Origin of the sequence: Burkholderia sp. BCC0419 (assembly GCF_902830285.1) — a bacterium.
Taxonomy (GTDB): Bacteria; Pseudomonadota; Gammaproteobacteria; order Burkholderiales; family Burkholderiaceae; genus Burkholderia.
This window is the reverse complement of the sequence record NZ_CADESR010000001.1, coordinates 2,364,305-2,378,621: the sequence shown is the minus strand read 5'-3', so window position 1 is coordinate 2,378,621 and position 14,317 is coordinate 2,364,305. Positions and strand designations below refer to the sequence as shown.

The window sequence follows — 14,317 nt, the reverse complement described above, 5'->3', positions numbered from 1 at the left end:
CGGTCGGGCGGTTCGACCGCTTCTCGGAATCGGGCGGGGAGGTCGGCATCGTGATCCTCGGAAACATCTCCCGTCAGGCTCCGCGAAGAGCCCCGATTGCTTCGATATATAGGTCGCCGATATGCGCGGGTCTTGGAAATTTGCCGCGCATTCGATGCGGATTTGCGCATAGCTTCCGCGCGTGCGCGGGCGGCCGGTATCGGGAATTTCCCGTCGCGAACGGAACGGGCAGGGGAGGAAGGAGGCGGAGCGGGGCAAGGCAGCGGCGCGGCCCGCCGGGGCCGCGCCGCGCGTGGGTCGACGTCAGTCGGACAGGGCGTCCGATGCGGCTTCGGCGTCGTCGTGCGACGCGGTCGTGCGGATCAGCGGGTCGCTGGTGCTCGGGCGGCCCGTTTCGACGTGGCCCGCGAAGCGGCGCAGGAAGCCGAGCAGCCGGCCGTCGCTGACGGTCAGGTCGTACCAGCCGTGACTGCCGCGCAGGTCCCAGTAATCGTCGACGTGCGCGCCCGGCGCGAGGTCGAACGTGCGCGCGTGACCGTGGCCGTACGCGTTCGTGACCTTGAGCCGCACGGCCTTGTGGCCGCGGTTCATCAGGCGCAGCGTGATGTTGCCGTTCGCGACGTCGTAGCCGTAGATCACCTCGGGGTTCACGTTCGCGCTGCCGACGCCGGTCGCGAACGGGCCGCGGAAATGGCAGTAGAAGCCGTTCGGGCCGTACACGTCGAGGTCGTACAGGCCGAGCGACGCGGCGGCGCTCCATGTGTCCGCGACGCGTTTGCCGGCTTCGACCGTATACGCCCACGGGCCGTCGACGCGGTTGCGCGACTGGACCTGGAACGCCGCGCCTGCCCGGCCGGTGTTCGCGAAGGTCAGCCGGAACTGGCCGTTCGCGGCTTCGACGCGGCCGTGCACGAACAGCTCGTACGGCAGCGCGCGCGCCGGACGCAGCCCGGCTTCCTGTTTCGGCAGCTTCTGCAGCACCGGCGGCACCGGGATGTAGTCGGGATGGCGCATGCGGTCGGGCGGCGCGTAGCCGCTCGTGTCGGGCAGCGTCGGCCATGCGGCGTCCGCGGTCGCGAATTCGAACGCCGACGTCAGGTCGCCGCACACCGTGCGACGCCACGGCGATACGTTGGCGGCCGTGACCGGATACTGCGCGCCGAACCGCGCCTCGATGAATTGCAGCAGCGACGTGTGATCGAAGGTCTGCGAGCAGACCCAGCCGCCCTTGGTCCACGGCGACACGACGAGCATCGGCACGCGCGGCCCCAGGCCGTACGGGCCGGCCATGTGCGATGCGTCGCCGGCGAATGCCTCGTTGGTCGTCGCGACCGTCGACAGCCCGTTGTCGCGCGACTGCGGCGCGAACGGCGGCGGCACGTGATCGAAGAAGCCGTCGTTTTCGTCGTACGTGATGAAGAGCGCGGTCTTGCTCCACACGTCCGGGTTCGACACGAGCGCTTTCAGCACCTGCTCGATGTACCACGCGCCGTAGTTGGCGGGCCAGTTCGGGTGCTCGGAATACGCTTCCGGCGCGCAGATCCACGACACCTGCGGCAGCGTGCCGTTCTTCACGTCCTGCTGCAGCACGTCGAACAGCGTGCCGCCGGCGCTGATGTTGGTGCCGGTGCGCGCCTTGTCGTACAGCGGCGTGCCGGGCAGCGCGGTGCGGTACTGGTTGAAGTAGAGCAGCGAGTTGTCGCCGTAGTTGCCGATGTACGGGTTTTGCGTCCAGCCCCACGAGCCGTTCGCGTCGAGCCCCGTGCCGACGTCCTGGTAGATCTTCCACGACACGCCGGCCTGTTCGAGCACTTCCGGATAGGTCGTCCAGCCGTAGCCCTTTTCCTCGTTGCCGAGCACCGGGCCGCCGCCCGTGCCGTCGTTGCCGACGTAGCCCGTCCACATGTAGTAGCGGTTCGGGTCGGTCGAGCTCGGGATCGCGCAGTGGTACGCGTCGCAGATCGTGAACGCGTCGGCGAGCTGGTAGTGGAACGGGATGTCGTCGCGCTTCAGGTACGCCATCGTCGTGGTGCCCTTGTTCGGCACCCACTGGTCATAGCGGCCCTTGTTCCAGGCGGCGTGCATGTCCTGCCAGCCGTGCGGCAGATCCTGCAGGAACTGCAGGCCAAGCTTGTCCGCGCCCGGGTGGAACGGCAGCAGTTCGGCCGGGCCGACCGGCTGGTGAAACACCGACTTGCCGTTCGCGAGGCGCAGCGGGCGCGGGTCACCGAAGCCGCGGACACCGCGCATCGTGCCGAAGTAGTGGTCGAACGAGCGATTCTCCTGCATCAGGATCACGATGTGTTCGATATCGCGGATCGTGCCGGTGCGGCGATTCGCGGGAATCGCGAGCGCATCGCGGATCACGGGCGGGAACAGGTTCAGCGCGGCGGCGCCGGCAGTGCCGGCGGCGACGCGCAGGAAGTCACGACGGTTCGATCGGGTCATGGTCGTTATCGTGCGATAAAGGGGGAGCCGATTGGCGGGACCTGCGGGAACGGCGCGCGCCGGGTCGCAGGATGCGGCTGCGCCGGTTCGTGCCGCCGCGAGCATAGCGAGGAATCGGTGTCATTCATGTGAAGTCCGGAAACGTTTGCACGCGTGGATCGGGTGGCGGCCGGCGATGCGTGGCACGCCGGAGGACCGGAGAACGGCGGGAGGCAACGGGAGCGACGGGAGCAACGGGAGCAGCGGGAGCAGCGGGAGCAGCGGGAGGAGCGGGAGGAGCGGGAGGAGCGGGAGGAGCGAGGCAGCAGAGGGCAGCAGAGGGGCGCCAGAGGGGCAGCAGTGGCGAGAATGGCGAGGCGCACGCGTCAGGCGTCGGTCACCCACGCGCCGAACCATTCGCTCGGCCGCGCGATCTCGTCCTGCGCGGCGACGAGCTCGAGCTCGTAGCGGCGCGCGTCGTAGGTGGCCTTCACGACCGCGTGCACGGCCGCGAGCGTGTGCTCGAACGCGGCACGCACCGAGTCGCCGCGCAGCCGGCACGCGACGAAGATCGCGCTGGTCAGGTCGCCGACGCCGACCGGATGGCGCGGAAACGCATACAGCGGCCGCTGGCCGATCCACGCTTCGGTTTCGGTGACGGCGAGCATGTTGAAGCGGTCGGCCGGGCTGTTGCGGTCGTGCAGGTGCTTGACGAGGATGATCTTCGGGCCGCGGCGAATCAGCGCGCGGCACGCGTCGACGGCTTCGGCGACGGTCTCGATGCGCCGCCCGGCGAGCTTCTGCAGTTCGGTGTGGTTCGGCGACATGCCGTCCGCGAGCGCGGGCATCTCCTGGACGATGAACTCCTCGACGCCGGGCTCGGGCCGGATGCCGCCCGTCTGGCCCATCGCGGGATCGCAGAAGTACCACGCGTTCGGATTCATCGCCTTCACCGTGCGCACGATCTCGACCGCCGCGCGCGCCTGCGGCGGCGAGCCGAGGAAGCCGGACAGCACCGCGTCGCAACGCTTGAGCGCGCCGATGGCGGCGACGCCGTCGACGAGTTGCTCCATCTTCGCGGCATCGATCGCGCTGCCGGCCCAGTGGCCGTACTGCATGTGATTCGACAACTGGACGGTGTTGAGCGGCCAGACGTTGATGCCGAGACGCTGCATCGGGAATACGGCCGCACTGTTGCCGGCATGGCCGTAGATGACGTGCGACTGAATGCTGAGGACGTTTTTCATGGGAATCCGCCTGCACGCGTTTCAGGGTCACGTCACACGATACCCGAGTTCGTCATACGCGCGGAAGTCGCGCGGCCCCGGAGTGTTGCGCGCCGTCGTCACGCGACCGCGTAGAATCGCGGGGCGTGAGACAGCTCCACTGCAGCCCGGCTGCCCGCGCGCGTCCCCAATCACCGTGATCGCCATGCTTTCGATTTGCAAGATCCTGTCCGTCGCGCGTGCCGCCGTGCTCGGCGCGAGCGCCGCCGCCGCGTGCGCGATGCCCGTTGCGGCCGTCGCCGCGACGCCCGCGGCCAACGACGGGCCCGCGTACGGCCCGCGCCTCGAAGGGTTCGCGTATCCGGCGCCCGTGCACGAATACGCGTTCGTGTCGCAGCGCGAAACCCTCGAGATGGCGTACCTCGACGTGCAGCCCGCGCACCCGAACGGCCGCACCGTCGTGCTGCTGCACGGCAAGAACTTCTGCGCGGCGACCTGGGAGGACACGATCGGCGTGCTGAGCCGCGCCGGTTATCGTGTGATCGCGCCGGACCAGATCGGCTTCTGCAAGTCGTCGAAGCCCGAGCGCTACCAGTACAGCTTCCAGCAACTCGCGCGCAACACGCACGCGCTGCTCGAATCGGTCGGCGTGAAGTCGGCGACGATCATGGGCCACTCGACGGGCGGGATGCTCGCGATCCGCTACGCGCTGATGTATCCGAAGGCGACCGACCAGCTCGTGCTCGTGAACCCGATCGGCCTCGAGGACTGGAAGGCGCTCGGCGTGCCGCCGCTGTCGGTCGACTACTGGTATGCGCGCGAACAGAAGACCACGGCCGAAGGCATCCGCCGCTACGAGCAGGCGACCTACTACGCGGGCAAGTGGTCGCCGTCGTACGAGCGCTGGGTGCAGATGCTCGCCGGGATGTATCGCGGTGCCGGCCGCGACGCGGTCGCGTGGAACTCCGCGCTGATCTACGACATGATCTTCACGCAGCCGGTGGTCTACGAATTCGGCGCGATCCGCGTGCCGACGCTGCTGATGATCGGCGACAAGGATACGACCGCGATCGGCAAGGACGTCGCGCCGCCCGACGTGCACGCGAAGCTCGGCCGCTATCCGGAGCTCGCGAAGCGCACGCAGGCCGCGATTCCCGGCGCGCAGCTCGTCGAATTCCCGGCGCTCGGACACGCGCCGCAGATCCAGGATCCGGACGCGTTCCACAAGGCGCTGCTCGACGGGCTGGCGGCCGTGCGCCCGCAGTGATGCGGGGCCGGCGGCCGGCGGCGCGCGGTCGTGCCGTCAGCTTGCCTCGTTCGCGAGTTCGTCGCGGATCTGCGCGGTCAGCTCGAACGAGCGCAGCCGCGCGGCATGATCGTAGATCTGCGCGGTGACGATCAGCTCGTCGGCGCCCGTCTGCGCGATGCGCTCGCGCAGCTTGTCGCGCACCGTGTCGCGCGAGCCGACCGCCGCGAACGACAGCGAATGCGCGACGGTCGCGAGTTCGAGTTCGTTCGCCTCGAGCACGTCGACGGGCGGCGGCAGCTTGCCCGGCGTGCCGCGCCGCAGGTTGATGAACTGCTGCTGCAGCGACGTGAACAGGCGCCGCGCCTCGTCGTCGGTCTCGGCCGCGAACACGTTGACACCGACCATCGCATGCGGCTTCGGCCATGCGGCCGACGGCCGGTACTGCGCGCGATAGATCTCGAGCGCCCGCATCAAATAATCCGGCGCGAAGTGCGACGCGAACGCGAACGGCAGCCCGAGCATCGCCGCGAGCTGCGCGCTGAACAGGCTCGAACCGAGCAGCCACACCGGAACGTCGAGCCCCGCGCCGGGCACCGCCCGCACGCGCTGGCCGGGTACCGGCTCCGCGAAGTAGCGCTGCAGCTCCGCGACGTCGTCCGGAAACGAATCCGCGCTGCCGATCAGGTCGCGGCGCAGCGCGCGCGACGTGGTCTGGTCGGTGCCGGGCGCGCGGCCGAGGCCGAGATCGATTCGCCCCGGATACAGCGACGCGAGCGTGCCGAACTGTTCGGCGATCACGAGCGGCGCATGGTTCGGCAGCATGATGCCGCCCGAGCCGACCCGGATCGTCTGCGTGGCGCCCGCTACGTGGCCGATCACGACGGCGGTGGCCGCACTCGCGATCCCCGGCATGTTGTGATGCTCGGCCAGCCAGTAGCGCCGGTAGCCCCAGCGCTCCGCGTGCTGCGCGAGATCGACGGTGTTGCGGAACGCCTGCGAGGCGTCGGCGCCGGCCGGGATGGGGGCGAGATCGAGTACGGAAAACGGTGTCATCGGAAGACCTTCGAAACGGGGTGGCGTGGTGATGCGCTGACGCAACAAACGTCAAGGATTTTGCCAAAGGGTTCCGGAACGTGCTGGCGGCGCGCGGATACCCATGCGCCTTACAGGGGTGCAGGGTTGCTTGCGACGATCGTTGCAAAAATCAATCTAATCGCTGATTAATTACCAAACTTTACGGCGATTGGAAATGAAACCGCATCGACATACAAATTTGCACGAAACGTCTGATTTTCAAGACTGCAATACGCCTGCAAAGTGCTTACGCTAATGTGAACGTGGCCTGGCCGATCAGGTTCGTCGACCGCTCAGCTTTGCCGGAATTGCACTAGTCCGTTTCTCGTAGCGCCACGCGCGGGGGGCGCGGACTGCTAAAATCCGGCGCCTGCCCCTGTTGTGCCGATGGAGCCATTCGAGTCTTCCCGCATGCCGTCCGGGCGCTGCGCGAGGATGCGCCACGCGAAGCCGGGCATGGCCGAACCCGAACAACGGGTCGTGCCTCCCCATTACAGACGCTGCTGGAACAAGGAGTCGGGACGTGCCCGCGTTCGTCGTTGTCGGAAACCCGCATCACGCTCAATCACGCTCAAGTGTTTGCCATGGCGCGCAGGTCGCCGGGAGGCGTCGCGCATGACACCTACCGCAACGCTGCTCGACTGGCTTCTGATCGTATTCACGCTGGCCGCGGCCGGCTATGCGCTCGTCGCGGCCTTCGCGCCGCGGCCGCGCACGCCGCGCACGGCCGCGCGCGACGGCTTCGAACCGGTCAGCGTGCTCAAGCCGCTGTGCGGCGCGGAGCCGCATCTATACGAAAACCTCGCGACCTTCTGCGTGCAGCGCCATCCTCGCCATGAAGTGCTGTTCGGCGTCGCATCGTCTGCCGATCCGGCTATCGCCATCGTCGAGCGGTTGCGCGCCGATCATCCGGAGTGCGACATCACGCTCGTGATCGACGCGCGCGTGCATGGCAAGAACCTGAAGGTCAGCAACCTGATCAATCTCGCCGAGCGCGCGAAATACGACCGCATCGTGATCGCGGACAGCGACATCGCGGTGCAGCCCGACTACCTGGAGCGCGTGACGGCGCCGCTCGCCGACGCGTCGGTCGGGGTCGTCACGTGCCTGTATCATGCGCGCAGCGTCGGCGGCTTCTGGACGCGGATCGGCGCGCAGTTCGTCGACGCCTGGTTCGCGCCGTCGGTGCGGATCACGCACCTCGGCCGCTCGAGCCGCTTCGGCTTCGGCGCGACGCTCGCGCTCACGCGCGACACGCTCGACCGGATCGGCGGTCTCGTCGCGCTGAAGGACGAGCTGGCCGACGATTTCTGGCTGGCCGAGCTGCCGCGCCGCCTCGGGCGGCGCACCGTGCTGTCGGAGGTCGAGGTCGCGACCGACGTGACCGAACCGTCGTTCGGGCCGCTGTGGCACCGCGAGACGCGCTGGCTGCGCACGATCCGTTCGCTGAACCCGGCCGGCTTCGCGTTCCTGTTCATTACGTTTACCGTGCCGTGGCTCGCGATCGGTGCGGCGCTCGCATTGCGTCTCGACGGCACCTTCGCCGGCACGCTGGCGGGCGGAGCGGCCGCGGTCGGCGCATTCGGGCGGCTCGTGCTGCATGCGCGCGGCGAGGACGGCTGGCGCGCGTTCTGGCGCGACCTGCCGCTCGTCGCGGTGCGCGACACGCTGCTCGCGCTCGAGTGGCTCGCGGCCGCGTTCGGCACGCACGTCGTGTGGCGCGGTGCGAGGATGGCGGTCGTCGGCGGCGAACGCGCGACGGCGGCCGTGGAAGCAGCGGACGGCCGCTAGGGCCGTCGATCGAACCCGGCCCGCGGGCCGAGACGCGTCGCACGGGCAAGCCGCGCGGCGCGACATGACAGAGAGGCGGGCGCCGGCATGGCGGCCCGCGGTTGATTGACTGAATCGTTGTAACGAAACGAACTATGCAGGCTACCGGAGCATTCATGAAAACGCTGTTCTTGCAGGCCCCTTCGTATGACGGCTTCGACGGCGGAGCCGGCTCGCGCTATCAGGCGAAGCGCGAAATCCGTTCCTTCTGGTATCCGACCTGGCTCGCGCAGCCGGCCGCGCTCGTGCCGGGCAGCCGCGTCGTCGACGCGCCGGCCGACGGCCTGTCGGTCGAGGAGACGCTGAAGATCGCCAACGACTACGATCTCGTGATCATTCACACGAGCACGCCGTCGTTCCCGACCGACGCGATGTTCGCGCAGGATCTGAAGAAGATGAAGCCGACGATGCTGGTCGGCATGGTGGGCGCGAAGGTGATGGTCGATCCGCACAACTCGCTCACGGCAAGCGACGCAATCGACTTCGTGTGTCGCGAGGAATTCGACTACACCTGCAAGGAAATCGCCGAAGGCAAGCCGTTCCCCGAGATCAAGGGCTTGAGCTGGCGCGCGAAGGACGGCTCGATCGAGCACAACGAAGCGCGTCCGATCCTCGAGAACATGGACGAACTGCCGTTCGTCGCGCCCGTCTACAAGCGCGACCTGAAGATCGACAACTACTTCATCGGCTACCTGAACTATCCGTACGTATCGATCTACACGGGCCGCGGCTGCAAGTCGCGCTGCACGTTCTGCCTGTGGCCGCAGACGGTCAGCGGCCATCGCTACCGCACGCGCTCGGTCGAGAACGTGATCGCGGAAGCGAAGTGGATCCGCGACAACATGCCGGAAGTGAAGGAGCTGATGTTCGACGACGACACCTTCACCGACGACCTGCCGCGTGCCGAAGCCATCGCCATCGGTCTGGGCAAGCTCGGCATGACGTGGTCGTGCAATGCGAAGGCGAACGTGCCGTACAAGTCGCTGAAGGTGATGAAGGAAAACGGCCTGCGCCTGCTGCTGGTCGGCTTCGAATCGGGCGACGACCAGATCCTCGTGAACATCAAGAAGGGCGTGCGCACCGATTTCGCGCGCCGCTTCAGCGCGGACTGCAAGAAGCTCGGCATCAAGATCCACGGCACGTTCATCCTCGGCCTGCCGGGCGAGACGCAGGAGACCATCAAGAAGACGATCGAGTACGCGAAGGAAATCAATCCGCACACGATCCAGGTCTCGCTCGCCGCCCCGTATCCGGGCACGACGCTCTACAAGCAGGCGGTCGAAAACGGCTGGATGGAAGAGAACAAGACCATCAACCTGGTGAGCAAGGAGGGCGTGCAGCTCGCGGCGATCGGTTATGCGCACCTGTCGCGCGACGAGATCTATCACCATCTCGAACAGTTCTATCGCCAGTTCTACTTCCGGCCATCGAAGATCTGGGAGATCGTGCGCGAGATGCTGACGAGCTGGGACATGATGAAGCGCCGTCTGCGCGAAGGCGTCGAGTTCTTCCGTTTCCTGCGCGCGCACGAGGCCTGATCCGTGGCGACGCAGCGGGCGGCGCGGGCGCTGATCTTCACCGCGGACGACTTCGGGCTGCACCCGCGCGTCAACGCGGCGGTCGAGCGTGCGCATCGCGACGGCGTGCTGAACGCCGCCAGCCTGATGGTCGGTGCGCCCGCCGCGCAGGATGCGATCGAACGCGCGCGGCGGCTGCCGTCGCTCGCGGTCGGCCTGCATCTGGTGCTCGCGGACGGGCCGGCCACGCTGCCCGCGCATGAGATTCCCGCGCTCGTCGGCCCAGACGGGCGCTTCGGCGACGCGATGGCGAAGGACGGCTGTCGCTTCTTCTTCCTGCCGCACGTTCGTGCGCAACTGCGCCGCGAGATCCGTGCGCAGTTCGACGCGTTCGCGGCGAGCGGCCTGCCGCTCGACCACGTGAACGCGCACAAGCATTTCCACCTGCATCCGACCGTGCTGTCGATGATCGTCGAGATCGGCCGCGACTACGGGTTGCGCGCGGTGCGGCTGCCGTACGAAACGAGCGCGCCCGCGCTGCTCAGGCCGTGGATCGCGCTGGTGCGCGCGCGGCTCGACCGCGCGGGGCTCGCGCACAACGACTACGTGGTCGGCATCGAGCATACGGGCGCGATGGACGAGGCCGTGCTGCTCGACGCGCTCGCGAAGCTGCCGCCGGGCGTCGGCGAGATCTACTGTCATCCGGCCGAAGCCGGCGACGGCCCGATCACGCCGACGATGGCCGGCTACCGTCCGGTCGACGAACTGGATGCGCTGCTGTCGCCGCGCGTCGCGGCCGCGCTGAAGGCGGCGGGCGTCGCGACCGGCGGCTTTGCCGACGTGTTCGGCGGGCCTGCGGCACGGCGCGGCACGCGCACGTCGCGCGAAGCGGGAGTGCGGCCGTCATGACCCGGTGGATCAAATGGCTCGGCTGGCCGATCGGCATCGGGATCCTGCTCGCGCTGGGGCTGCACGAAGGCATCGGCGACGTATCGAAGATGCTCGAGCGTGCCGGCTTCGCGCTGCTGTGGCTCGTGCCGTTTCACGCGCTGCCGCTGCTGCTCGACGCGTATGCGTGGCACCAGTTGCTCGACCGGCGTGCGTCGCTGTCGTTCCTGTGGTGGATCGCCACTGTGCGCGAAGCGGTGAACCGGCTGCTGCCCGTGGTCGGGATCGGCGGCGAGCTGGTCGGGATCCGGATGGCGCGCTGGCAGGTGCCCGACGCGAGCCGCGTGACCGCGTCGGTGATCGTCGAGGTGCTGGTGACGATCGTCGTGCAGTATGCGTTCGCGGCGCTCGGCCTCGTGCTGCTGCTCGCGACGACCGACAACATGGGCGGCGGCACGATCGGCCTCGCGCTGCTGCTGACGCTTCCGTTGCCGGTGCTCGGCGTGGTGCTGATGCGGCGCGGCGGCATTTTCCATGCGATCGAGCGTTTCGCGGGCCGCCTGCTCGGCGATTCGCACCGGCTGCTGCAGGGTGTCGACGGCCGCCGGCTCGACGCCGACATCGATTCGCTGATGTCGCGCACGGGCCTGCTGTTCAGCGCCTTCTTCTGGCAGCTGGCCGGCTACGTGCTCGGCGCGCTCGAGATCTACTGGGCGCTCGCACTGCTCGGCCATCCGGTGTCGATCGGCGGCGCGATCGCTATCGAGGCGATGACGCAGGCCGTGCGGCATGCGGCGTTCATGGTGCCGGGCGGGCTCGGCGTGCAGGAAGCGACCGTCGTGCTGCTCGCGCAGATGTTCGGCGTCGACCGCGAGACGGCGCTGTCGCTCGCGGTGGTCAAGCGCGGCCGCGAGGTGCTGTTCGGCTGCCTCGCGCTCGGCTCGTGGCAGCTTGCCGAGCTGGTGCGCACGCGCCGCCGTCCGGGCGTGCTGCCGGCCGGGCCGCGCACGCCGGCGCCGGCGAATCGGGCAGCCGAAACCCGGACCGAAACCGAAACGACGCATTGAACACGAGACGGGCCGCGCGGCCCGTCTCGCGCTTTTGGCGCCGCGCGGGTATCCTTGCCGCGTGTTTTCTCCACGCGCCATTCTTCCGATGATTTTCCGTTCCCGGCTGCTTTCCGTGACGATGCTGGCCGCCGCGCTGGCGCTAACCGGTTGCGACGACCAAGGCCATCTCGACGTGCAACGTATCAGGGACTTCTTCAACGCGATCAAGCCCGCGCCGCTGCTGCTGAAGGGGCTGAAGGTCGGCGAATCGACCGAGGCCGACGTGCGCGGCACGATGGGCAAGCCCGAGACCGAGCGCACGTTCACCGATGGCTCGAAGCGTCTCGAGTATCCGCGCGGCCCGATGGGCAACCAGACCTGGTTCGTCGATCTCGATGCGAACGGGCGCTACACGGGCGCGACGCAGGTGCTGACCGCCGAGAATTTCGCGAAAGTGCGCCCGGGGATGGACGAGGACGAGGTGCGGCGCCTGCTCGGCAAGCCCGGCGACATCGCGCAATATCCGCTGAAGCCCGAGACGGTCTGGAGCTGGCGCTGGCTCGAGGACGGCGTCAACACCGACGCGTTCTTCAACGTCCATTTCGGCCCGGACGGGCTCGTCTATACGACTTCGCGCTCCGACATCCTGAAAGGGCGGTGACGTTCACGCGCGGTGCTTCTTCAGCCAGTCGCGCAGCGCATCGTTCATGCGCGTCTGCCAGCCGGGGCCGTCTGCCCGAAACGCGGCGAGGATGTCGGCGTCGTAGCGGATGCTGACCTGTTCCTTCGGGTGCTCGAGCTTCGGGCGCCCGAACTTCTTCGCGACGACTTCGACGAATGGCTCCATCGCATCGATTTCTTCGTCGCTGAGTTCATGGGCGTCCGGATCGGCGGCGATGCCGCGCGCGATCGCCGCTTCTTCCTCGGGCGTGTTGCGTATGAATTTAACCGCCTTCTTCATATCGATTCATCTCTCGGTTGTTGGCTTTTCGCAGGCTGACGACACGCAGCGTGCGGCCGCGCGGAGCGACGATCGCCGTGTGAAGACGCGCGCCGATCGGCACCAGACAGATCCAGCGCGTCTCGCCGTAATCGCGACGGACGTCCGGCCACGCGCACGCTGCTTCCCACTCGGCGAATTCGGCCATTCGCAGCGATATGCCATGTTTCAGTCGGTTCGACAGATCCTTGGCATCATCGAAGACGAACGGAATTTCGATTAATTGTGGATGCGAAAACATGAGATGGCAAGAGGTTCTTGTAGATGCAAAAATAAGGCGGCGCCACGGGTGACGTCGAATCGGCGCGCATCGCGTCGCGGGCATGAGCGAGCGATTGTGTGGCGTGGGTCCGGAGATGCCCATTCGGCCCGATGGCCAGTCCGGCGCTATATCGAAAAAGCGACCGGAAAATTGCAAAAAACCCGCTTCCCGGCGTGTCATCAGACTGTCAGGGAGCGGGTTTTTCCCTTTTGAAACAGCGGCGTAAGTCGTGCGCACAAATGGTGGGACGAATTGCTGCGACGCAGCAATCGCGCGCACGGTGATTTGAGGCAATTAATTTCGCTTGCGACTATCCGCGTCAGCCCGGCGTGGGACAGGCATACGCGTCGGCATTCATTCAACTCTGGAGACGCGCGTGTTCCTTTACGGCTTTGGTCCTGTCCTCTGGGCCGGCACCGTGCAGACCATCGAGCTGTCGGTGTTGTCGCTCGCCACTGCGGTGGCGCTGGGGCTGATCGGCGCGGTGGCGAAGCTGTCGCACAACCGGGTGCTGCGAGCGATTGCGACCGGTTATACGACGCTGATCCGCTCGGTGCCCGATCTTGTGCTGATGCTGCTGCTGTTCTACAGCATCCAGATCTGGCTGAACCAGTTCACCGACCTCGTCGGCTGGAGCCAGATCGACATCGATCCGTTCGTGGCCGGCGTGCTGACGCTCGGCTTCATCTACGGCGCGTACTTCACCGAGACGTTTCGCGGCGCGTTCCTGTCGGTGCCGCGCGGCCAGCTCGAAGCTGGCGCGGCTTACGGGATGAGCGGCGCGCGCGTGTTCGCGCGGATCATGTTTCCGCAGATGATGCGCTTTGCGCTGCCGGGCATCGGCAACAACTGGCAGGTGCTCGTGAAGGCGACCGCGCTGGTGTCGATCATCGGTCTCGCGGACGTCGTGAAGGCCGCGCAGGACGCCGGCAAGAGCACGTTCAACATGTTCTTCTTCATCCTCGTCGCGGCGCTGATCTATCTCGCGATCACGACCGTCTCCAACCTCGTGCTGATCCAGCTCGAGAAGCGTTATTCCATGGGCGTGCGGCACGCAGAACTATGATCGAGATCCTCCAGGAATTCGGCAAGGCGTTCCTTTTCTGGGACGGCCAGCGCCTGTCCGGCCTCGCGGTGACGCTGTGGCTGCTCGTCGCATCGATTTCGCTCGGCTTCGTGTGCGCGGTGCCGCTCGCGGTCGCGCGCGTGTCGCGGAACAAGTGGGTGTCGATGCCCGTGCGGTTCTACACGTACGTGTTCCGCGGCACGCCGCTCTACGTGCAGTTGCTGCTGATGTACACGGGCATGTACAGCCTCGAGTTCGTGCGCTCGCACTCGCTGCTCGACGCGTTTTTCCGCAGCGGCTTCAATTGCGCGATCCTCGCGTTCGCGCTGAACACCTGCGCATACACCACCGAGATCTTCGCCGGGGCGATCCGTGCGATCCCGCACGGCGAGGTCGAGGCGGCGCGCGCATACGGGATGACGCCGTTCACGATGTACCGCCGCGTGATCCTGCCGTCGGCGCTCCGCCGCGCGCTGCCGCTGTACAGCAACGAGGTGATCCTGATGCTGCACGCGACCACCGTCGCGTTCACGGCGACCGTGCCGGACATCCTGAAGGTCGCGCGCGACGCCAATTCCGCGACCTACATGGCGTTCCAGTCGTTCGGGATCGCCGCGCTGATCTATCTTGCGGTATCGTTCGCACTCGTCGCGGCGTTTCGCCGCGCGGAGCGCCACTGGCTTGCGTATCTCGCGGCCGCCCGTCATTGAATTCACTCGAGGAGAGCCA

The 14,317-nt window shown here is 67.3% G+C and carries 13 protein-coding genes; 8 read left to right on the top strand and 5 right to left on the bottom strand.

Features of this window, described 5'->3' with window-relative positions; all coding sequences use genetic code 11:
* Positions 1 to 303: 303 nt before the first annotated feature.
* Together HWW87_RS10545 and pdxY are read right to left on the bottom strand one after the other, a co-directional pair.
* The gene (locus tag HWW87_RS10545; protein WP_175820235.1) at positions 304 to 2,448 is read right to left on the bottom strand and encodes a phospholipase C, phosphocholine-specific; all 2,145 of its coding nucleotides are present in this window, start codon (positions 2,446 to 2,448) and stop codon (positions 304 to 306) included.
* A 365-nt stretch (positions 2,449 to 2,813) separates the two neighbouring features.
* Positions 2,814 to 3,674: a pyridoxal kinase PdxY gene (gene pdxY / locus HWW87_RS10540; RefSeq protein WP_175820234.1), complete on the bottom strand. Its 861-nt coding sequence runs from the start codon at positions 3,672 to 3,674 to the stop codon at positions 2,814 to 2,816.
* 184 nt (positions 3,675 to 3,858) lie between these two features.
* Between pdxY and HWW87_RS10535 the strand changes: the two genes are divergently transcribed.
* Positions 3,859 to 4,920, top strand: a complete 1,062-nt coding sequence (locus tag HWW87_RS10535) for an alpha/beta hydrolase (RefSeq protein WP_175820233.1) — start codon at positions 3,859 to 3,861, stop codon at positions 4,918 to 4,920.
* A gap of 36 nt (positions 4,921 to 4,956) precedes the next feature.
* On the opposite strand, the gene HWW87_RS10530 is transcribed toward HWW87_RS10535, so the two are convergent.
* Positions 4,957 to 5,955 carry an LLM class flavin-dependent oxidoreductase gene (locus tag HWW87_RS10530; RefSeq protein WP_174434375.1) on the bottom strand — a complete coding sequence of 333 codons (999 nt, stop codon included), beginning with the start codon at positions 5,953 to 5,955 and terminating at the stop codon, positions 4,957 to 4,959.
* A 636-nt stretch (positions 5,956 to 6,591) separates the two neighbouring features.
* Between HWW87_RS10530 and hpnI the strand changes: the two genes are divergently transcribed.
* The 5 genes from hpnI (at position 6,592) to HWW87_RS10505 (ending at position 11,921) form a co-directional block, all read left to right on the top strand.
* Positions 6,592 to 7,767: a bacteriohopanetetrol glucosamine biosynthesis glycosyltransferase HpnI gene (gene hpnI, locus HWW87_RS10525; RefSeq protein WP_175820232.1), complete on the top strand. Its 1,176-nt coding sequence runs from the start codon at positions 6,592 to 6,594 to the stop codon at positions 7,765 to 7,767.
* Between the two features lie 134 nt (positions 7,768 to 7,901).
* Positions 7,902 to 9,344, top strand: coding sequence for a hopanoid biosynthesis associated radical SAM protein HpnJ (gene hpnJ / locus HWW87_RS10520; protein ID WP_347879284.1), 1,443 nt, complete (start codon positions 7,902 to 7,904; stop codon positions 9,342 to 9,344).
* A 3-nt stretch (positions 9,345 to 9,347) separates the two neighbouring features.
* Entirely contained in the window at positions 9,348 to 10,232 is an 885-nt protein-coding gene (gene hpnK / locus HWW87_RS10515) for a hopanoid biosynthesis-associated protein HpnK (protein WP_175820231.1), read from the top strand.
* Positions 10,229 to 11,278, top strand: coding sequence for a lysylphosphatidylglycerol synthase domain-containing protein (locus tag HWW87_RS10510; RefSeq protein WP_175820230.1), 1,050 nt, complete (start codon positions 10,229 to 10,231; stop codon positions 11,276 to 11,278). Before hpnK ends, HWW87_RS10510 begins: the two co-directional genes overlap by 4 nt.
* 88 nt (positions 11,279 to 11,366) lie before the next feature.
* On the top strand, positions 11,367 to 11,921 hold the full coding sequence (locus HWW87_RS10505; RefSeq protein ID WP_175820229.1) for a hypothetical protein: 555 nt from the start codon (positions 11,367 to 11,369) through the stop codon (positions 11,919 to 11,921).
* Positions 11,922 to 11,924: 3 nt separating this feature from the next.
* Here the strand turns inward: HWW87_RS10505 and HWW87_RS10500 are convergent, their stop codons facing one another.
* Together HWW87_RS10500 and HWW87_RS37100 are read right to left on the bottom strand one after the other, a co-directional pair.
* Positions 11,925 to 12,221, bottom strand: a complete 297-nt coding sequence (locus HWW87_RS10500) for a BrnA antitoxin family protein (protein ID WP_174434370.1) — start codon at positions 12,219 to 12,221, stop codon at positions 11,925 to 11,927.
* Positions 12,205 to 12,816, bottom strand: a complete 612-nt coding sequence (locus HWW87_RS37100) for a BrnT family toxin (protein WP_244107176.1) — start codon at positions 12,814 to 12,816, stop codon at positions 12,205 to 12,207. Before HWW87_RS37100 ends, HWW87_RS10500 begins: the two co-directional genes overlap by 17 nt.
* A gap of 82 nt (positions 12,817 to 12,898) precedes the next feature.
* On the opposite strand from HWW87_RS37100, the gene hisQ reads away from it, so the two are divergent.
* Positions 12,899 to 13,588: a histidine ABC transporter permease HisQ gene (hisQ, locus tag HWW87_RS10490; protein WP_034183141.1), complete on the top strand. Its 690-nt coding sequence runs from the start codon at positions 12,899 to 12,901 to the stop codon at positions 13,586 to 13,588.
* Complete coding sequence (locus tag HWW87_RS10485; protein WP_034206823.1) at positions 13,585 to 14,298, top strand: ABC transporter permease; 714 nt, start codon at positions 13,585 to 13,587, stop codon at positions 14,296 to 14,298. Before hisQ ends, HWW87_RS10485 begins: the two co-directional genes overlap by 4 nt.
* The last annotated feature ends 19 nt before the right edge of the window (positions 14,299 to 14,317 follow it).

Bases quoted from the DNA above. Each gene is read 5' to 3' on its own strand.
- HWW87_RS10545 (WP_175820235.1), bottom strand. From the start codon at position 2,448: ATGACCCGATCGAACCGTCGTGACTTCCTGCGCGTCGCCGCCGGCACT.
- pdxY (WP_175820234.1), bottom strand. From the start codon at position 3,674: ATGAAAAACGTCCTCAGCATTCAGTCGCACGTCATCTACGGCCATGCC.
- HWW87_RS10535 (WP_175820233.1), top strand. From the start codon at position 3,859: ATGCTTTCGATTTGCAAGATCCTGTCCGTCGCGCGTGCCGCCGTGCTC.
- HWW87_RS10530 (WP_174434375.1), bottom strand. From the start codon at position 5,955: ATGACACCGTTTTCCGTACTCGATCTCGCCCCCATCCCGGCCGGCGCC.
- hpnI (WP_175820232.1), top strand. From the start codon at position 6,592: ATGACACCTACCGCAACGCTGCTCGACTGGCTTCTGATCGTATTCACG.
- hpnJ (WP_347879284.1), top strand. From the start codon at position 7,902: ATGCAGGCTACCGGAGCATTCATGAAAACGCTGTTCTTGCAGGCCCCT.
- HWW87_RS10510 (WP_175820230.1), top strand. From the start codon at position 10,229: ATGACCCGGTGGATCAAATGGCTCGGCTGGCCGATCGGCATCGGGATC.
- HWW87_RS10505 (WP_175820229.1), top strand. From the start codon at position 11,367: ATGATTTTCCGTTCCCGGCTGCTTTCCGTGACGATGCTGGCCGCCGCG.
- HWW87_RS10500 (WP_174434370.1), bottom strand. From the start codon at position 12,221: ATGAAGAAGGCGGTTAAATTCATACGCAACACGCCCGAGGAAGAAGCG.
- HWW87_RS10485 (WP_034206823.1), top strand. From the start codon at position 13,585: ATGATCGAGATCCTCCAGGAATTCGGCAAGGCGTTCCTTTTCTGGGAC.